We start from the raw sequence: 18,788 nt of genomic DNA on the forward strand, positions 1-18,788 counted from the left end.
AACACGGACTCATAAAGGATAGAGGTTATTTTGAAACCTTAACTGATTTATCAAAGCTAACGCTAAATGACTTAGACAATTTGATTTTTGATTCTGTGATTATTAAGAAAAATATTGTCATGGAAGATCCAAATGAACAAGGTGTTAGAAAACATCTTAATTTCGGACACACACTTGGTCATGCCGTAGAATCGTATTTCTTAGAATCTGAAAATAAATCAGAACTACTACATGGTGAAGCTATTGCAATAGGAATGATTCTAGAGTGTTATATATCTTCCAAATCATTGAGATTCTCAGAAACAGATCTTAATTTCATTACAGACGCTATTAATAATATTTATAAACCAGTTCGTTTTAATAATGAGGATTATGACCCAATTATTGAGCTTTTAAAATACGATAAGAAAAATGAGCATGGCAATATCAATTTTGTGCTATTAGAAGCTATTGGACAACCTAAAATTAATTGTTTAGTAACTAACGAACTTATCATTGAAGCTTTTGAATACTATAATAATTCTTTAACTTGATTTCAACAAAGAAGTATGGAACACGTCATTGAAAAATTTTACAATGCATTTAAAAATTTAGATGCTGAAAGTATGGTGTCTTTTTATCATGAGGATATAGTTTTTAAGGATCCAGCTTTTGGAGTTTTAAAAGGTAATCGTGCAAAAAACATGTGGCGCATGCTTTGTGAATCTCAAAAGAATAAAGACTTTCAAGTAACATTTTCAAACATTAATGTTTCTGAATACGAAAGTTCTGCGTCGTGGGAAGCCTTTTATACGTTTAGTAAAACAGGTAGAAAAGTTCATAACATCATTGAAGCCCGTTTTGAATTTAAAGATGGAAAAATCATTAAGCATACTGATTCTTTCAATTTGTATCGATGGTCAAAGCAAGCTCTTGGATTAAAAGGGTTTGTGATGGGAAACACTAAGTATTTTAGAAACAAATTAAAAGCACAAACCAACAGGCTATTAGATAAATATGAAAAAAAACAAAGCTAACTTAATCTAATAAGTTAGCTTTTATTTATCACCAATATTGTTTCTTTTTAGGGACTTAAACGTTTACTTTATGTTTCAGTATTGGTATACTGTAAAGAAATCAAACTTTATGCCATTCTACTAATTAATTATTAGCTTTTAGACTAAAAAACAAAAACATCGATTAATGAAATCTTAGTGTTCAAAAAAATTAAGAATATTCAGGTTTTTTCCCTACAACACCTTTGTAGAACGCTTTCATGAATTTAAAATCTGCTTCAAAATCATCAGTCGGGTAAAATGGTTCAGATATATGATTTCGTTTATTTTTAAAATCAAGAGTAAACATAATGATAGGGACATTCGCTTCTTTGGCAATGTAATAAAACCCTGTTTTCCATTCCTCTACTTTTTTTCTAGTGCCTTCAGGAGCAAGAGTCAATCTAAATTCGTCTTTATCTTTAAATAATTTAGATATAGCTTGTACTTTATTTTGACCTGATGTACGATCAAGAGGAGCTCCTCCAAGAGCTCTAAAATACCAGCCAAAAGGCCATTTGAACAATTCCTTTTTACCTACAAAATTGGTTTTGACTTTAGTAATACTTCGTAATAAAACTCCAATATAAAAGTCATGCCAACTCGTATGTGGCAGAGCAATGATAACAGCTTTTTTTATAACATCTGAGGAAAAATTAGTGTTTCCAGTGATGGTCCAACCGAGAAGTTTAAAATAGATAAATTTAGATAGCCAACGCATATTACATCTTTTGATATAATCCTTTGAGCTTTTCTCTTGTAATTAATTGTTTCCAATTTTTTCCAACAGCATTTATCCACAGAGGCTCTAAACTTAATGCTACATTAATCATAATATCAAACTCTTCATCACTTAAATGCGCGCACAAACCTTGTGGCAGCTTAATATTATGCTTTTGTTTCATTTGTTTGAATAAAGCAACACCATCTGGATAAAATTCTTCTAAATGATCAAACACAATACAGTTTCCAATACCATGTTTTGTTCCTAATAAATATGACAATCCGTAACTCATAGCATGAGCAACGCCTACTTGAGAATATGCGATACTCATTCCTCCATGCCAAGATGCCATCATGAGTTTATCTTGAGAATCATTTTCAGACAAATGATCTTCAGTAAAAATTTCAAGACACAGTTGATATGCTTTTTCGCCATAACTCTGACTAAAAGCATTTAGATATGTTCCATTTAAAGATTCAATACAATGAATAAAACAATCCATTCCTGTATAGAACCATTGATCTTTAGGTACATCTTTAGTTAATTCTGGATCTAAAATTACCTGATCAAATGGTGTATGATCTGAATTGATACCTAATTTTTTTTGAGGACCTGTAAGTACAGTTGTTCTTGAAACTTCTGCTCCAGTTCCTGATATAGTAGGAATTCCTACATGGTAAATGGCAGGTGTTTTTACTAAATCCCAGCCTTGGTAATTTTTTGCTTCACCTTCATTAGTTAGCAGAATAGATACTGCTTTAGCTAGATCTAAAATTGTTCCTCCTCCAATTCCAATAATACCTGATGGACGATCTTTATGAGATAAAATAATTTGTTCTACTAGTTCATCAACTTGTGATGTTTTAGGCTCTTCATCTGCTGATATGTAAAGTAATTGATCATTATATGCAAGAGGAATTCTCGAGGTTAACCAAGGATTCCCTTTGAATACATCATCAACCAAAAAAATAAATGGCGCTTTTATGTTTAAACGTTTAGGCGCAATAATATCGCCTAATTGATTAAAACTGCCTCGTCCAAAAACAACTCTGGACACCATTGGATAATTTTTATAGCTCATTCGTTTTATTTCTTAAATAAAGCTGTGCTTTAATTTTTAGTTTAATACTTGAATAACATCAAGTAAACTATGTACTGTTTTGTATGGCTTATTTTTTCTTTCATCGTCACTTACTTCTTCGTGTAACCAAGTGGTATGAAAAGGGATATGAATTGCTTTAGCTTTAATATTGACTAAAGGTAAAATATCAGATTTTAATGAGTTTCCAATCATTAAAAACTCTGAAGGCAAAATATCTAAATGATTTAATAATTTAGAATAATTAGCTTCTTGCTTATCGCTAAGCACTTCTATATGATGAAAATAATCGGTTAATCCTGATTTTTCTAACTTTCGTTCTTGATCTAGCAAATCGCCTTTAGTGACTAAAACTAATCTGTAATTTTTAGACAGATTTTTTAGTGTTGTTTCTACACCTTCAAGTAATTCAACTGGCTTATTTAACATATCCTTTCCAATGTTCAAAATAGCATTAATTGTTGAATTAGAAATATTATTATTAGATAATTCTAACGCCATTTCAACCATAGACAATACAAATCCTTTGACACCATAACCATATAACGGAAGATTTTTCATTTCCATTTTAAATAACTCTTGGTCAATTTTATTAGCTGTTTCATAATTAGCTAACAACTTTGCAAACTCTAATTCAGCATCTCTAAAATACGTTTCATTTACCCAAAGCGTATCATCGGCATCAAACCCTATTACTTTTATGTCTTTATAATCGTTACTCAATTATTCCAAAGTTTTTTTGCTCGTTCTAAGTCTTCAGGTGTGTCAATTTCAACACCTTCAATAGTAGTTTCAACCATCTTAATTCGTTTACCATATTCTAAATATCGAATGCATTCAATTTTTTCAGTTGCTTCAATAAATTGCATTGGTAATTTATGAAAATCAAGTAGTGCTTGCTTTCTAAAAGCATAAATACCTTTATGTTTAAAATAGCGAGCTCCAGCCTCTTTATCTCTTGGATAAGGAATAGGATTTCTAGAAAAATAGAGTGCGAAATTAAACTGATCTACAATAACTTTGACCGTATTTGGATTACTAATTTCATCCCAATCATGTATTTCTACCATTAATGAAGCCAAATCAATCTCTTTTTTGTGATCGTCTTTAAATGCATTTAAAACTTTCTCAAGGCTTTCTCTTTCTGTAAAAGGTTCGTCACCTTGAACATTAACTACAATATCTACATTAAGATTTTCAACAGCTTCAGCAATTCTATCACTTCCAGATTCATGTTCTTTTTTACTCATAATGGCTTTACCTCCATTAGAGCTAATTTCATTAAAAATAATCTCACTATCTGTAACTACATAAACATCATCAAACAATTGTGTTTCAACGGTTGCTTCATATGTTCTTAAAATAACAGATTTTCCAGCCAAATTCTCCATGAGTTTGCCGGGAAATCTAGACGCACTATAACGTGCAGGTATCATTGAAATTATTTTCATAAATGATTGAAAGAATTCATTCAAAAATAAAACTTTTAAGGGAATTTAAGGCTGACTTGGTCTATCTTTTTATAAAGCCTAAAAATGATGTATAATATAATAATTACTAATACAAAAGCTATGATTGGCGCAAAAACAGATAAAATGGATACTACAACAGAAGTACCGGTTTCTATTGTTGAAACGACAGGGTTTGCAATACCACCTGTTGTCGCTGTAGATGCTAACCTAGTGGCTCCTGAACTTCCTGCAACAGCTGCTGCTGTACCTCCTCCTGCAATAATAGCTAAAGCCCAGGTTATTACTGGACTTAAATCTGCGACAGTAGATACCATGACAGCAGTTCCTGCAATAGCAGCTAAAGGTATTGCAATGGAATCTAAGGCATTATCAATATAAGGAATGTAGTAGGCAAATACTTCTACTAAAGTAGCAACACCAAGTGTAATAACCGCAGTCAAGCTTCCTATCCATTCCCAAGATTCATTTAACTCCCAAACATTAAAATATGCTGCTAAGCTTAATGCAAATAAAGGCACAAATACTCGAAACCCAACAGAAGCTGAAAGTCCGATACCTAAAAAAATACTAATAATAGTTTCGGTTGTCATTGTTAGATGTTTTCAAAAAACTCGTCTTTAAAGCCAATAAGATACAATTTTTCTTTGGCTCTAGTTAATGCTGTATATAACCATCTTAGATAGTCTTTATCAATCCCATTTGGCAAATATGGTTGCTCTACGAAAATAGTATCCCATTGTCCTCCTTGTGACTTATGACAAGTGATTGCATAAGAAAATTTAACTTGTAAGGCATTAAAATGTCTATTCCCTTTTATTTTTAGAAACTTTCTATAATTAGAAGATTCGTCTTCGTAATCTTTTTGCACTTCTTGATATAACCTATTACTCTCTTCGTAAGGCAATGATGGTGTTTCTGCTTCGATAGTATCTAATAACAGAACGGTTTCAAAAGGTCTCATTTTGGGATAATCTACCATTTGTACTTTGACTTCTGCGAAGCGAAATCCATACAATTCAGTAATTGAAAAAATTTCTAACACCTGAATGATATCACCATTTGCAATAAATCCAGCCTCAGTAGTAGGTTTAATCCAAAAGTAATTATTTTTAACAACCATTAAGAAATCTCCAACAGTTAATTCATTTTCGTTAAAAAGTATCCGATTTCGGATTTGCTGATTGTAAAGGTTAGCTCTTTTATTACTCCTAACAATAATTGCTGTTTCTTCATGACCTTTTTGGTTGTAAGAGTCGCTAATAGCATCCATAATTTCATGCCCATCAATCAAACGAATAATATCTTTAAATCCTTCAACATTAAATTTAAAAGATTCATAAAATTCATTATCCAAGACCTCTCTTAGACGAGTTGCATTTTCCAAAATACCAGAATCTTGCTCTTGTCGTACGACTTCATCTAATTCAATACTAATTACATTTTTATTGTAATTCATCCCAAGGATATGTGAATTTAAAGCTGGACTTAAATCAGATTTTACAGGTGGTAATTGAGCTTTATCACCAATTAACAATAGTTTACATTTATGACCAGAATATACATATTGCATCAAGTCATCTAGCAACGACCCATTCTCAAAAAGTTTGGAGTCTGCCGGAGTATCAGGAATCATAGATGCTTCATCAACAATGAAAATTGTATTTCTATGCTTGTTTGGCTGTAATACAAATTTAACTCCACCTCCTTTATCTTTTTTGGGAAAATATATTTTTTTGTGAATTGTAAATGCCTCTTTTTTTGAATAATTTGAAATCACTTTGGCTGCACGACCAGTTGGAGCCATCAAGACTGCGCTACGTTTTGTTTCCCATAAATTTGACACTAAAGTACCAATAATACTAGTTTTCCCTGTACCTGCAAACCCTTTCAGAAGGTATAAACCATTAGCTTCATCACTATAAACAAACTGAGATAATTGCTCTAAAACAATTAACTGTTTAGTTGTAGGATGGAAAGGAAACTTTTGTTTCAGTAGTTTATAAAAATCTGATGATGTCATTCAATAGTATATGAGTGTCGTTTTATATGCAAGATAAAACTAAATATGAGCTGACCTAAAATGCTTTTCAAAATTTAATTTATATGAAACAATTTTTATATCTTACACTTTTAATTCTTTTTTGTTTCTAAGGCTTTTTGCGAACAAAAAAAAATTGTAGATTTGCGTAGTGTCATTACTAAAAATAACTAATAAATAAACTAAACTATGTTAACAGCAGTTCTTACAGTTGTAGGTTTAATAATCCTTACGATAGCTATCGTATGGTTAATTGATAAATTTGTACCAAAAAAAGTTAAGCCAATACTGAACATTTTACTTTGGGCTCTTATTATCTTTTTAGGTTACCTAACTTTTGATTCTGTCTATGGTGAAATAAAATTCAATAAACTAAAAAAGAAGCGTTATGTAACTGTTATTGAGAGCTTAAAAGATATTAGAGATGCTCAATTAGCTCACAGAACTGTTACTGGTAAATTTTCAAATAATTTTGATGATTTAATTAAATTTATAGACACTGCAAAATTCACAATTACGCAAAGAAAAGATTCAACTATAATTGACGAAGAATTAACCAAACGTTTTGGAGGTGTTGAAACAACTAAAGACATCGTGATAATAGATACTTTAGGTTTTGTTCCTGTGAAAGATTCTTTATTTGGAGTCGATAATAGATACAAAACTATGATGAATATTCCTTTTGATAAAATGAAAGGAATTAAAGATAAAAAGGAAGGGAAATTCAAATTAGAAGCTGGGAAACTCGCAGAAGAAAACATCGCCGTTTTTGAAGCTTCTGTTGATAAAGACATTATTCTTTTTGATCAAGATAAAAATTTAGTAAACAAAGAAAAGCAAGTTGTAGCTGTAGATGGTGTTAATGGCCCAACTCTAAAAGTTGGATCAATGACAGAGGTATACACAAAAGGAAATTGGCCAAAAAGTTACAATACAAAAAAAGAAGAATAGGTTTTGAAACCAAATACTATTAAAGACTTGTCCATTCAAATTCGTTTGAGTGGACTTTCTTTTTGCATTTTAAATCGCACAACGAATACCATTGAGCGACTTCAGCACATGCATCTTGAAAAAAAAGCGACTCCTTTTGAGTTACTCAATCATCTGCAAACAATTATTGAGTCTAATGCTGATTTTAATCAAACGTTTGATTCCGTATTGTGCATTTACCAAAATGAGCTTTCTACACTTGTTCCAAAGATTTTATTTAATGAAAATCATTTAGCAGATTATTTGAAATTTAATGCTAAAATTTTAAAAAGTGATTTTATCAACTACGACATTATAGCAACTAATGACAGTGTTAATGTTTACGTGCCTCTTGTCAATGTAAACAATTATCTTTTTGATACTTTTGGTAGCTTCGTTTACAAACATGCATCTACAATATTTATTGAAGCTATTTTGCAAAATTCTTCTAAACATAAAAATCTTGAACTTTATGTAAATGTTGGTAAACATCATTTTGAAATGATAGCTGCAAAAGAAAAAGAGCTTATATACAGTAATACTTTTAATTATAATTCTAAAGAAGATTTTATATATTATATACTCTTTACAATTGAACAACTTAAACTCAATCCTGAGACTGTAAAGATCAACCTTTGTGGAGACATTGATAATGATGATGATTTATATAATATCGTTTATAAATATGTGCGTTTTGTTGAATTTCTAGAACCTACTTGTAACTATACTTTTAATACTACAAAGCAACCAAAGGCTAAACATAACAACTTTATTCTCCTAAATAGTTTTAACTAATGCGAATCATTTCTGGACAATTTAAAGGTAGGCGAATTACAGCTCCAAAAAAGTTACCTGTACGACCTACAACAGACATGGCTAAAGAATCGTTATTTAATATTTTAAATAACCACTATTATTTTGATGATATTTCAGTTTTAGATTTGTTTGCTGGCACTGGTAATATTAGCTACGAATTTGCATCACGTGGCACTGAACATATCACTTCTGTTGATGCTAATTATGGCTGTATTAACTTTATAAATGATACTTCCGAAGACTTTGATATGCCTATCACAACTATTAAAAGTGATGCTTTTAAATACTTAGAAAAAGCACAACAAAAGTTTACGGTCATTTTTGCTGATCCTCCCTACGATTTTACAGTTGAAGAATTTTCAAAAATCCCTGAGTTAGTTTTTAAAAATAAGCTATTAAATGATGAGGGTTTACTTATTGTAGAACATTCAAAACATACCGATTTATCTCACTTAAAACATTACTCCTATTCAAAAAGTTACGGAGGCAACTGTTTTAGTTTTTTTAAAATGTGATAGCATCATTTTTTTTAGTACAATCGAAAAGTTTTTGATAAAAAAATAAGAACAAAAATAGATTTTCTATTCTAAAAACTCATTAGTTTCAATATTGAAATTATCAGATAGTTTAAATAATTCCATTCGTAATTCTTCCTTTAATTCAAGATAAATATCTAAATATCTTGGATTATTTATTAAGTTATTTTTCTCTTCAGGATCGTTTTTTAAATCATATATCTGGTCTAAATCAAAATAATGAGGCATTTTTGAATATGCATGCCTTTCAAGTTTTTCACCACCAGGAACCATAACTAAATGACCAAATGGATCCATCGGATCTGCAGTAATTAATGGACGACCGAACTTACTCTTTTCTTTATTTAATTTATCTATAATATTTTTTCGCTGTTCATAGGATAGATATAAAGCCCATTCTGGATATCTCACAGCATAATATTTAATATCATTTTTCACGATAGCTCTAGCATATCCCAACTCAAAATATGTTGAATTTCTTTCCGTATATTTTTCACCTTCTAAAGCGGCTTTAAAACTATAGCCATCAAAGTTTTTTGCGTTTTTTGTGTCACCAACTAAATCTAATAATGTTGGTAAAAAGTCCACATTACTTACTGCAACATCTAACGTATTCCCAACTTTGAAACCACCTTTTTTCCAAATAAATGCTTCAGAATTTAATCCGCCTTCGTATAAAGTACCTTTTAACTCTTGTCCGTGATCATTAAAAAAGACTACTATAGTATTGTCCAAAACATCTATTTCTTCTAGTTTTTCGAACAAAGCATTAATACTATCATCTAACCATAATAAATTTGATCTATCTCTACCTTCAATCCCATTAGCTTTAAGTCTTTGATCGATAGACATATAGTTTCTGATTGACCTCTCTAAACTAGAATCTTTTTCAATTTTTTTGTACTGCTCATCAGATAAAGTTCCATTATATTGAGGCAATACATTTGGAGATTCATCTAAAATACCCTTAGATGTTATTCTTCTATCTGATCTCCAAGATTTATGAGGACCTTTTGGACCATGAGGAATCGTTGATGCAAAATATAACATGAAAGGTTCATTCTTATTATTCTCAATAAAATCTATTCCTTTTTCTGTTATCCAATCTAAATTATGAGAGGTTAAAGTTTTTATACCAGACCAATTGGGATTGTTATGGTATAATGCATCCGCATAATCAAAACCACATTCTTTTATATCATTTTGTAACGCATTGTATCTTAACTCTAAGATCTCTTTAATTTTTGGGTCTCTTGGATCAGAATTAAAATTCGGCTTAACAGTTATTCCGGTTTTAGTCACACTATCGATAACATGATTTTTGCCTACAAATCCGGTCTTATATCCCAATTCTTGAAAATATGTTCCCATTGTTTTTTCCCTACCAGGAACAATAAAGCTATTCCATTGTACTACTCGCTGACCATTATTTCTTTTTGTAGTATTGACAAAACCTCTACTTGTAGCTCGACTAGCATAGGTACCAGTTAAACAATTATATCTACTTGGAGTGCAAAGAGGAGAAACTACTCTCATGTTTTCCAACCAAACACCTTCTTTAACTAGACGGTCTATTGTTGGCGTGAGATTAGGTTTACTGTTTTCCGAAGAATTCCCATTAGTATTATTAAACATAAATGGGTACATATCATCTGCAATAATAAAAATAATATTAGGTTTTGATTTGTCCTTAATAGCATTTAAATTATTTTGTGTTGAATCCTCCTTACAGCTGAATATAAATAATGCTATGGTGAATACCATCAATTTAATTATCACATTTTTCATAATCAAAGTTATCTGCTAGGTAGTTTTAAAAAATAAAATCAAAAGTAATTATTTTAAATATAAAAGGTAAAATATTACATTATAAAAGTGTGAGATATATTTAGAGTTATAATAAAGAATTTATCACTAATTCTTAAATTCGTAGATATTTATCAACAAACATTTCTTGTAATAAACATGATGAAAAAATTAAATAATATTATTATTAATACAGTTGGTATAATATTTATAAGTGGTATTATTTTGTTTATATATCGATATAAGTCTCATAGTAATATTCCAAAAGACATGATACTTATTCCCTCAGGCAGTACTCAAATTGGTTCAGAATCTGGACTTAACTCAGAACTGCCAGTTGTAAATAAAACCATCAAAGAGTTTTATATGGATAAGCATCCAGTAACGGTTGAAGAATTTAGAAATTTTATTCGTTCAACACATTATATCACTGATGCTGAAAAATTTGGTAATTCTGCTGTTTTCGATTTCAAAACTGGACAATGGTTTCTGCTTGATGGTGCTAATTGGGAATATCCGCAAGGTAAAGATTTTCCAAAAGCGCTTAATAATCATCCAGTAACTCAAGTTTCATGGAATGATGCCACGGCATATTGTAATTGGGTAGGCAAACGACTACCATCAGAATTTGAATGGGAGCATGCCGCAAGAAATGCCGGAAATATAAAAAATGAAATGTATCCTTGGAAAACTAATAATTTAAAAAATGATGATTCTGAATATCAAGCTAATGTATGGCAAGGAATATTTCCCTTGTACAATAACGAAGCAGATGGATATTTACTTACTTCACCAGTAGGTGCTTTTGGTGAAACTGAATTAGGACTCCAAGACATGGCAGGAAATGTATGGGAATGGTGTTCTAATTGGAAGGTTTCCTACAATAAAAGTCATACTAATTTCATACCAACTGAAACTAGTGAGAAAGTACAGCGTGGAGGATCTTTTTTGTGTGATCCAAACATTTGCCATGGCTACAGAGTATCAGGTAGAAGTGGCGCAACACCAGAATCATCATTAATGAATACCGGTTTTAGATGTGTAAAAGACATTTGATAAAACTATGTGTATTCAATACCTCAAAACAACAAAACTGAACAAAATAACCTTCATTTAGATATCATTTGAGATATCATCACCTATTGTAAAAACATTCGGTTAACAAAAAACAAAGCCCTTTAGAGCAATTCCAAAGAGCCTGTTTAATTAAGCAAATCTATAAGCCGAATCCTGTATACAGACAATGGTAAACCATGTCAGTATCCTTATCATTTATCTACGCCTACTGTTACCAGTAAGCTTTAGCTGCCTACCCTCTAACATCGTGCGTGCACACTCGAGCGTTAGTTTACATGACATTGCACCACATAGAGTTTACCTGATTTCACTACAGCATAACCTGTACATTCTTTCTGTTGCACTTTTCCTCACCTCGCGATGGATGGCTGTTAACCACTATGATTGCACTTTGGTGTTCGGACTTTCCTACCCTAATAAATTAGAATCGATAAGGCGATTTACTTATAGCAAAAGTACAATTAATTGTTAATAACTCTTACTAAAATAAGAACTGATAATTCCTGAATTTAGACTGATTTTTTAACTTTGTATTCTAAGTTTTTTTCATGGAACATTTCATAGTATCGGCTCGTAAATATAGACCTCAAACGTTTAAAGACGTTGTTGGTCAACAAGCCATTACTAATACCTTATTGAATGCTATTGAAAACAACCATCTAGCACAAGCTTTGTTATTTACTGGTCCTCGAGGTGTCGGAAAAACAACTTGCGCACGTATTTTAGCTAAAATGATTAACAGTGATGGTACAGAAACTGAAGATGAAGATTTTGCATTCAACATTTTCGAATTAGATGCTGCGTCTAACAATTCTGTTGATGACATAAGAAGTTTAACCGATCAAGTTAGAATTCCACCTCAAGTTGGAAAATACAAAGTCTATATTATTGATGAGGTACACATGTTATCACAAGCGGCTTTTAATGCGTTTTTAAAAACTTTAGAAGAACCACCAAAACATTGTATTTTTATTTTAGCGACAACAGAAAAGCATAAAATTATTCCTACGATTTTGTCACGTTGTCAAATATTTGACTTCAAGCGTATTACAGTTACAGATGCAAAGGAGTATTTAAAATATATTGCACAAGAACAAGATATTACTGCTGAAGATGATGCACTACATATCATTGCTCAAAAAGCAGATGGAGCTATGCGCGATGCTTTATCGATTTTTGATCGCGTAGTAAGTTTTTCTGGTAAAAATTTAACACGACAGTCAGTTACAGAAAATTTAAATGTTCTTGATTACGAAACCTATTTTAAAAGCACGGATTTAATTCTCGAAAATAAAATTCCTGAATTATTGATTCAGTTTAATGAAACGCTTTCTAAAGGTTTTGATGGGCATCATTATATTGCAGGTTTAGCTTCTCATTTTAGGGATTTACTCGTCTGTCAAAATGAACAAACCTTAGAATTACTAGAAGTTGGCGACGATACGAAGCTTAAGTATCAGGAGCAATCAAAGAAAGCAAGTCATAGTTTCCTTGTTAAAGGCATTGAACTCGCTAATGAATGTGATCTTAAGTATAAAAGCAGTCGGAATCAACGCTTACTTGTTGAACTTTGCCTTATGCAATTAGCCTCTATCACTTTTGATGGAGAAAAAAAAAAATAGCAAACATTACATAATTCCTCCATCATACTTTAAATCTAAAGGCATTACTCCTATTCCTGTTAATGTACCAATTAAAAAGGTTATTTCAAAGCCTGAGGATTCCAATGTAATTAAGGAAAATCAAAATGTTGATGCTTCAAAACATCAAGTTGATACTGAAGCTTTTACAAATACACCAACTCCCATAATCGATTTAAAAAAGGACAATAGAACATCTGGATTGTCTCTAAAAAGTATTAAAGCTAAAAAAGAGCATCTTATTAAACAAATGGAAGTTGTTATTGATGTTGAAGATTTGCCAAAAGAAGAGGTTTCACATGATGCCTTTTTAGAAGCTTGGAATTCTTACGTACAATTACTTCACAAAAAAGGTGAGAAAATTATGGCTTCTATTTTAGAAATGGATATCCCGAAACTTGTAAATACAGATATTAAAATCACATTTCCAAATAGCACGCTTAAAGTAGAATTAGAACGTGCTCAATATCCTTTGATGGAATACCTTCGAAAGAATTTAAAGAATTACGATTTAAAGTTAGACATAAATGTTGACGAAGAAGTTTCTAAAAAGTATGCATTTACTACATTAGAAAAATATGAAAAGCTAAAAGAAAAGAACCCTAATATTGAATTACTTAGAAAAACTTTCGGCTTAGACATCAGCTAATTTTTCATTATTTTTATTACATGAAAGAACAAATACTTATAATAGTTTTAATTGCCATCGCTTTTTATAATTGTGACAGACGAGGAAGCGCTAGAGAAAATCTTCAAAATTCTATTTCCGAATTCAATAAAAAACAAACGAGTTTAGATATTGTCACTTATTATCCTGAAGCTTATACAGAAGTAAAAACAGACACTATTATTTCAAATACTTTTAAAGTCAGTATAAAAAATTATGCAAAAATGGATTCACAAATACTTGTGAGTTCTGAAAAAAGTCAGACAAAAACAATACTAAATTACCATCGCGTATTTGAATCTGAAATACAAATTGCTGTAGCTTCAAAAAATATATTCAAAACGACTATAAATGCAAAAGATTTTAAAGACACATCCCAATCTAACTTTTGGGATGATGCTACCTTAGAACATGTATGGGTAAACCAAGAAACATCTAATGCAAATGAAATTAATTTAGGAATTTCCATCATAAACCCTAAAAATAGCAGTCACAAACTATATGAATTAGTTGTGGATGCAAAAGGCAAACAAGAATTACATTTAATAGAAGAACACAGTTAATATGCTAGGCTTAAAATTACCAACTGATCCGCGTTGGGTTAATATTGTTGAAAAAAACATTGAAGAAATCTTAACAGACCATGCCTATTGTGAACAAAAAGCAACGAGTACTGCTATTTCTTTGATTGTTAGTTTTCCTGAGTATACCGAATTAGTTCAAGAAATGATTGCACTTGTAAAAGAGGAAATTAGTCATTTTAAAATGGTTCATGATAAAATATTAGCTAATGGTTGGACTCTAGGCAGAGATCGAAAAGATGAATATGTCATACAGTTACTGAAATTCTTCCCTAAAGGAGGAAGCCGGACTACACAACTGGTCCATCGTTTATTGTATGCTGCATTGATTGAAGCTAGAAGTTGTGAACGCTTCAGATTGCTTTCTGAAGAATTAGAAGACAAAGAGCTTGCTGAATTTTACAGAAAACTAATGGTTAGTGAAGCCAATCATTATACCATGTTTTTGGGATTTGCCAGGCAATATGGCGACCGAAAAGAGGTTGACACGAAATGGCAGCAGCTACTTGATTATGAGGCAGATATCATGAAAGACCTAGGGACTCGCGAAACAATTCATGGATAATTTATAATATAAAATTGTCTACTTGATATGAAACAATTATACTTAATATTCTTCCTATTATTTACTTCTTTTAGCATTGCACAGAACGATTTACTTGGTGAATGGTATCTAGATTATTTCGAAATAGATAATTCAATCTATACAAATAACTATAATAATGAAAGTTTATTTTTACTTGATATCAGTCAATTTGATGGTGGTGAAAACCAACTTTCATTCAATGGATTTGGTTCTTGTAATGCATTTGAAGGATTAACAGATTTTGATGACAATGAATTAATATTTAATGATCTCAATTTCACATTAGCAGAGTGCACATTCACGCCTGGTGTTATTTTTGAAGATTTATATTTTTATTCATTTTTAAATCCAGGACAAGATATTCCATTTAATTTATCATACACGATTATTGGTAATAATGAAGATCAAATTTTAACCATTACTAATCCTCTCAATGGAAATTTAGCAGTGTATGGAAGAAGTCCAAATCCTGAAATATTAAATAGAACTTGGTATTTATCACGAATTGAAATTCCTGGTAATCCAGTGATTCAAATCCCTGGCTCTGAAAGTCCGTCACTAACAATCACAAACGACATAAATCCTATTACATTCAAAGGAATTGCTTTTGGTGAAGGTGAATGTAATTCTTTTATGAGTGATTATGAAGTCACTTTAAATAATGGTAATAACATAAAATTATTTGATTTCTCACCAACATTAGGCTTTTGTCAATCTAGTTATGAGGACGAGTATTTCATTACTCTTGGTGATCCAACAAATAATTTTTCTGAGTTTGAAATCACAAATAACGGTTCTACCTTGAGCATGACTGATTTATTAGGTGGTAAATTAATATTTGGTGATGAACCTCTTTCAGTTTCTGAGAATGACTTTAATACTTTAAATATATCTTTAAAAAACAATCCTGTTATCGATAAATTAGAATTACTTCTGAATGCTAATGAAAATAAATTATTCTACACATTATACACTTTAGAAGGAAAATTAGTGCAAGAAGCTAGGCTTAGTTCAGAATATATTAGTGTCGAAGGCTTAAATTCTGGATTGTATTTTATTCGTTTTACTAATAGCGCCAACCAGAAACAAACTATTAAATTTATAAAGCAATAAAAAAAGCCTCAGTAGAAACTGAGGCTTTTTTTTAAGTATTTAGTTCTTATATCTTTATACCCACTCCAAACTGGAACGTCGTGTTTTGAGCTTCAAGATCGGTTAAATCCTCATCAAGAATATTGGTTAATCCATAATGCACACGAGCATCAATAAATATTTCATCTGTGATCATATATTCAACACCACCAACGCCAGAGAAAGTAATTGTTGTAAAACCATCTTCATTAGCCCATGTTTTTAAACTCGCCATAGGTCCAGCTCCAACTGTAAACTTATTTCCGATAGCAAAACGTGCCATAATAGGTAATTGAATATAATCTGCTCTCAACGTTTCGTCTTTACCTCCTTCAGCAGAATATTGCAATTCTGTTAAAATTGAAAAATTATCACTAATTCCAAAATCGACAAAGCCTCCAAAAGCAAAACCATTTCTGTGTTTGTTTTCAAAAGCTGCATCAGGATCAAAATCTAAATTTGAAATATTTAGAGCTCCTCTTACACCATAGCTGGTGCCTTGAGCAAAGGTTAACGTCGTTACGCTAACAAATAATAAAGTAAGTAAAAGTGATTTCATTTTTATAAAATTTTATTTTAAATCGTCTCAACTATTCTAATTGAGTATTTTCAAAATAATGCTATAAAAACAGCATAGATTTGAGAATGCTAATATATAATGAAAATTGAAATTAATGAATAAATAATGGACATCTTGTAAAAAAAGAGGTCGAACAGTCTTGTTTTTAAAGGTTTACACTTGAAACTGTGCCATAATAGACACTTTTTATAATACCATCAGATAATCCGATTTTCGGTACATAAATATCTTTTGCTCCACTCCATTTCATCGCTGAAAGGTATATTCTGGTTGCAGGAATTATTACATCTGCTCTATCTTGATTAAGTTCTAATTCTGTAATTCGCTCTTCATAGGAGTAAGTCTGCAACTTATTATAATAAGATGTTAAATAAAAATATGTTAGTGGTTTGCCCATAGATTTTCCAGAAATCTTAAATATTTTATTAATGTTTCCACCAGAACCAATTAAATCTAAAGTGTCATAACCTTTAGTATTTGTTTTAATCCAATCTTCAAGTTCAAGCCAAATTTCCTTTTTAACAATATCATTTAAAAGTCTAACTGTTCCTATTTTAAATGATTTTGAAGCGACTGTTTTTCCGTGATGAAATACTGAAAACTCTGTACTACCACCTCCTACATCAACATACAAGTAAGTCTTATCCTCCTTAATATAAGAATGTAAATCTGTTGCAGCAATAATGGCAGCTTCTTCTTCACCGTTAATTATATCAATGTCTATTTTTGCATTTTCAGAAATAAGCTTTACCATGTCTTTACCATTATCAGCTTCTCGCATTGCTGAAGTTGCACAAGCTTTATATTTCACAATTTTGTGAGATTTCATCAATAATTTAAATGCCGTCATAGTGTCAAGCATTCGTTTTTTATTTTCTTTAGAAATCTCGCCATTAAGAAATACATCAGCACCAAGACGAATAGGAACTCGAACTAAAGATGTTTTTTTAAATTTTACGGGTTGACCTTTTTGTTCGACTATACTAGAAATTAAAAGTCTAACAGCATTAGAACCAATATCTATTGCTGCATATTTTTTTATGCTTAACATACTAAGAATTCAATTTATCTTTAAAATAATCGTAAAGTGCGAATTGCGACCTTACTATAGGATTATCATTTTGTCGGTATTGATTACTCTGTGTTTCATCAATCACTCTTGATTTTATATTGTCTTTCCAACAAATATCGAAAATATTTAGTAACTCTTGCTTAATATCATCTTGATAAATAGGGCAACTTACCTCTACTCTATTTTCGATATTTCGGGTCATCCAGTCAGCAGAAGATATATATACTTTATTATCGTCATCGTTACAAAAGACATATAATCTAGTGTGTTCTAAAAACTTATCGACGATACTTATGACTTCAATATTTTCACTCATCCCATTAATTCCTGGAATTAAACAACAAATTCCTCTAACAATCATTTGAATTTTAACACCAGCTCTACTTGCTTCATATAATTTATCAATCATATTATAACTTGATATACTATTAAGTTTTAGCTTTATAAAGGCTGGTTTTCCTTGTTTCACATTTTCTATCTCATTATCAATAAGAGCAAAGAGTTTGAATTTAGTGTAATGAGGAGATGTGATAATATGTTTGTATCTATAAACTAAATAATTGGTTTGAAAAAAGTTGAATACTTTATTGACGTCCTTTAAAATCTTTGAATTAGAAGTAAACAATGTAAAGTCTGTATATACTTTAGCTGTAGATTCATTAAAATTTCCAGTGCTAATAAATCCGTAACGTTTTAACTTACCGTCTTCTTCGCGTTCAATCACACACATTTTGCAATGCACTTTCAAACCAGCCACACCAAAAAGAAGATTCACACCTTCTGTTTGCATTTGTTCTGCATAATCTATATTAGCTTGCTCATCAAATCTTGCTCGCAACTCGATAACTACTGTTACTTTTTTTCCGTTTTTTGCTGCATTAATTAAAGAACTAGCAACATGAGAAATTTGTGCTAGTCTATATATGGTGATTTTTATGGTCTTAACTTTAGGGTCTAATG

18 protein-coding genes, 1 other RNA gene and 2 pseudogenes are annotated in these 18,788 nt (G+C 31.0%); 10 read left to right on the plus strand and 11 right to left on the minus strand.

Annotation, left to right across the window (positions count from 1 at the left end; all coding sequences use genetic code 11):
* Window positions 1–533: pseudogene (locus AB8B90_RS10535) on the plus strand (3-dehydroquinate synthase); the annotation flags it as partial.
* 15 nt (window positions 534–548) lie between these two features.
* Window positions 549–1,016 carry a nuclear transport factor 2 family protein gene (locus AB8B90_RS10540; RefSeq protein WP_405336640.1) on the plus strand — a complete coding sequence of 156 codons (468 nt, stop codon included), beginning with the start codon at window positions 549–551 and terminating at the stop codon, window positions 1,014–1,016.
* 190 nt (window positions 1,017–1,206) lie between these two features.
* On the opposite strand, the gene AB8B90_RS10545 is transcribed toward AB8B90_RS10540, so the two are convergent.
* Genes AB8B90_RS10545 through AB8B90_RS10570 form a run of 6 tightly spaced genes read right to left on the minus strand, consistent with a single transcriptional unit; the run spans window position 1,207 to window position 6,349 of the window.
* Complete coding sequence (locus AB8B90_RS10545; RefSeq protein ID WP_405336642.1) at window positions 1,207–1,755, minus strand: 1-acyl-sn-glycerol-3-phosphate acyltransferase; 549 nt, start codon at window positions 1,753–1,755, stop codon at window positions 1,207–1,209.
* A 1-nt stretch (window position 1,756) separates the two neighbouring features.
* The gene (locus AB8B90_RS10550) at window positions 1,757–2,839 is read right to left on the minus strand and encodes an iron-containing alcohol dehydrogenase family protein (RefSeq protein WP_405336644.1); all 1,083 of its coding nucleotides are present in this window, start codon (window positions 2,837–2,839) and stop codon (window positions 1,757–1,759) included.
* Between the two features lie 36 nt (window positions 2,840–2,875).
* A complete protein-coding gene (locus AB8B90_RS10555; RefSeq protein ID WP_405336646.1) occupies window positions 2,876–3,580 on the minus strand; it encodes an HAD family hydrolase in 705 nt (234 codons plus the stop codon).
* Window positions 3,577–4,308, minus strand: coding sequence for a 3-deoxy-manno-octulosonate cytidylyltransferase (gene kdsB / locus AB8B90_RS10560; RefSeq protein ID WP_405336648.1), 732 nt, complete (start codon window positions 4,306–4,308; stop codon window positions 3,577–3,579). The genes AB8B90_RS10555 and kdsB overlap by 4 nt, the downstream gene beginning before the upstream one ends.
* A 35-nt stretch (window positions 4,309–4,343) precedes the next feature.
* Entirely contained in the window at window positions 4,344–4,919 is a 576-nt protein-coding gene (locus AB8B90_RS10565) for a DUF4126 domain-containing protein (protein ID WP_405336650.1), read from the minus strand.
* Window positions 4,920–4,921: 2 nt separating this feature from the next.
* Complete coding sequence (locus AB8B90_RS10570) at window positions 4,922–6,349, minus strand: ATP-dependent RecD-like DNA helicase (protein WP_405336652.1); 1,428 nt, start codon at window positions 6,347–6,349, stop codon at window positions 4,922–4,924.
* A 207-nt stretch (window positions 6,350–6,556) separates the two neighbouring features.
* Between AB8B90_RS10570 and AB8B90_RS10575 the strand changes: the two genes are divergently transcribed.
* The 3 genes from AB8B90_RS10575 to AB8B90_RS10585 are packed head-to-tail and all read left to right on the plus strand — an operon-like array spanning window position 6,557 to window position 8,667.
* Window positions 6,557–7,318: a hypothetical protein gene (locus tag AB8B90_RS10575; protein WP_405336654.1), complete on the plus strand. Its 762-nt coding sequence runs from the start codon at window positions 6,557–6,559 to the stop codon at window positions 7,316–7,318.
* A gap of 3 nt (window positions 7,319–7,321) precedes the next feature.
* Complete coding sequence (locus AB8B90_RS10580; protein WP_405336656.1) at window positions 7,322–8,131, plus strand: DUF3822 family protein; 810 nt, start codon at window positions 7,322–7,324, stop codon at window positions 8,129–8,131.
* Window positions 8,131–8,667, plus strand: coding sequence for an RsmD family RNA methyltransferase (locus tag AB8B90_RS10585; protein WP_405336658.1), 537 nt, complete (start codon window positions 8,131–8,133; stop codon window positions 8,665–8,667). Before AB8B90_RS10580 ends, AB8B90_RS10585 begins: the two co-directional genes overlap by 1 nt.
* 66 nt (window positions 8,668–8,733) lie before the next feature.
* Here AB8B90_RS10585 and AB8B90_RS10590 read toward each other — a convergent pair whose 3' ends face one another.
* Entirely contained in the window at window positions 8,734–10,476 is a 1,743-nt protein-coding gene (locus tag AB8B90_RS10590; RefSeq protein WP_405336660.1) for a sulfatase, read from the minus strand.
* Window positions 10,477–10,653: 177 nt separating this feature from the next.
* On the opposite strand from AB8B90_RS10590, the gene AB8B90_RS10595 reads away from it, so the two are divergent.
* Window positions 10,654–11,550, plus strand: coding sequence for a formylglycine-generating enzyme family protein (locus tag AB8B90_RS10595; protein ID WP_405336662.1), 897 nt, complete (start codon window positions 10,654–10,656; stop codon window positions 11,548–11,550).
* 147 nt (window positions 11,551–11,697) lie between these two features.
* Here the strand turns inward: AB8B90_RS10595 and rnpB are convergent.
* Window positions 11,698–12,018: RNase P RNA component class A (gene rnpB, locus AB8B90_RS10600), an RNA gene on the minus strand.
* Window positions 12,019–12,119: 101 nt separating this feature from the next.
* Here rnpB and dnaX point away from each other — a divergent pair.
* From dnaX to AB8B90_RS10620, 4 genes and pseudogenes are all read left to right on the plus strand, one after another.
* Window positions 12,120–13,860: pseudogene (gene dnaX / locus AB8B90_RS10605) on the plus strand (DNA polymerase III subunit gamma/tau).
* A gap of 20 nt (window positions 13,861–13,880) precedes the next feature.
* Entirely contained in the window at window positions 13,881–14,441 is a 561-nt protein-coding gene (locus tag AB8B90_RS10610; RefSeq protein ID WP_405336664.1) for a hypothetical protein, read from the plus strand.
* Between the two features lies 1 nt (window position 14,442).
* Entirely contained in the window at window positions 14,443–15,024 is a 582-nt protein-coding gene (locus AB8B90_RS10615) for a tRNA-(ms[2]io[6]A)-hydroxylase (RefSeq protein WP_405336666.1), read from the plus strand.
* 27 nt (window positions 15,025–15,051) lie between these two features.
* Entirely contained in the window at window positions 15,052–16,158 is a 1,107-nt protein-coding gene (locus tag AB8B90_RS10620; RefSeq protein ID WP_405336668.1) for a T9SS type A sorting domain-containing protein, read from the plus strand.
* 46 nt (window positions 16,159–16,204) lie between these two features.
* Here the strand turns inward: AB8B90_RS10620 and AB8B90_RS10625 are convergent, their stop codons facing one another.
* The 3 genes from AB8B90_RS10625 to AB8B90_RS10635 form a co-directional block, all read right to left on the minus strand.
* Window positions 16,205–16,735: a porin family protein gene (locus AB8B90_RS10625; RefSeq protein WP_405336670.1), complete on the minus strand. Its 531-nt coding sequence runs from the start codon at window positions 16,733–16,735 to the stop codon at window positions 16,205–16,207.
* Window positions 16,736–16,901: 166 nt separating this feature from the next.
* Entirely contained in the window at window positions 16,902–17,807 is a 906-nt protein-coding gene (locus tag AB8B90_RS10630; protein ID WP_405336672.1) for a Ppx/GppA phosphatase family protein, read from the minus strand.
* A gap of 1 nt (window position 17,808) precedes the next feature.
* Window positions 17,809–18,788, minus strand: a 980-nt coding sequence (locus AB8B90_RS10635; RefSeq protein WP_405336674.1) for a phospholipase D-like domain-containing protein, incomplete at its 5' end; no start/stop codon positions are given.

Origin of the sequence: Psychroserpens sp., assembly GCF_045105015.1 — a bacterium.
Classification (GTDB): Bacteria; Bacteroidota; Bacteroidia; order Flavobacteriales; family Flavobacteriaceae; genus Psychroserpens.

Coding starts and splice junctions, on each gene's coding strand:
- AB8B90_RS10540 (WP_405336640.1), top strand. CDS start 549: ATGGAACACGTCATTGAAAAATTTTACAATGCATTTAAAAATTTAGAT.
- AB8B90_RS10545 (WP_405336642.1), bottom strand. CDS start 1,755: ATGCGTTGGCTATCTAAATTTATCTATTTTAAACTTCTCGGTTGGACC.
- AB8B90_RS10550 (WP_405336644.1), bottom strand. CDS start 2,839: ATGAGCTATAAAAATTATCCAATGGTGTCCAGAGTTGTTTTTGGACGA.
- kdsB (WP_405336648.1), bottom strand. CDS start 4,308: ATGAAAATAATTTCAATGATACCTGCACGTTATAGTGCGTCTAGATTT.
- AB8B90_RS10565 (WP_405336650.1), bottom strand. CDS start 4,919: ATGACAACCGAAACTATTATTAGTATTTTTTTAGGTATCGGACTTTCA.
- AB8B90_RS10570 (WP_405336652.1), bottom strand. CDS start 6,349: ATGACATCATCAGATTTTTATAAACTACTGAAACAAAAGTTTCCTTTC.
- AB8B90_RS10575 (WP_405336654.1), top strand. CDS start 6,557: ATGTTAACAGCAGTTCTTACAGTTGTAGGTTTAATAATCCTTACGATA.
- AB8B90_RS10585 (WP_405336658.1), top strand. CDS start 8,131: ATGCGAATCATTTCTGGACAATTTAAAGGTAGGCGAATTACAGCTCCA.
- AB8B90_RS10590 (WP_405336660.1), bottom strand. CDS start 10,476: ATGAAAAATGTGATAATTAAATTGATGGTATTCACCATAGCATTATTT.
- AB8B90_RS10595 (WP_405336662.1), top strand. CDS start 10,654: ATGATGAAAAAATTAAATAATATTATTATTAATACAGTTGGTATAATA.
- AB8B90_RS10610 (WP_405336664.1), top strand. CDS start 13,881: ATGAAAGAACAAATACTTATAATAGTTTTAATTGCCATCGCTTTTTAT.
- AB8B90_RS10615 (WP_405336666.1), top strand. CDS start 14,443: ATGCTAGGCTTAAAATTACCAACTGATCCGCGTTGGGTTAATATTGTT.
- AB8B90_RS10620 (WP_405336668.1), top strand. CDS start 15,052: ATGAAACAATTATACTTAATATTCTTCCTATTATTTACTTCTTTTAGC.
- AB8B90_RS10625 (WP_405336670.1), bottom strand. CDS start 16,735: ATGAAATCACTTTTACTTACTTTATTATTTGTTAGCGTAACGACGTTA.
- AB8B90_RS10630 (WP_405336672.1), bottom strand. CDS start 17,807: ATGTTAAGCATAAAAAAATATGCAGCAATAGATATTGGTTCTAATGCT.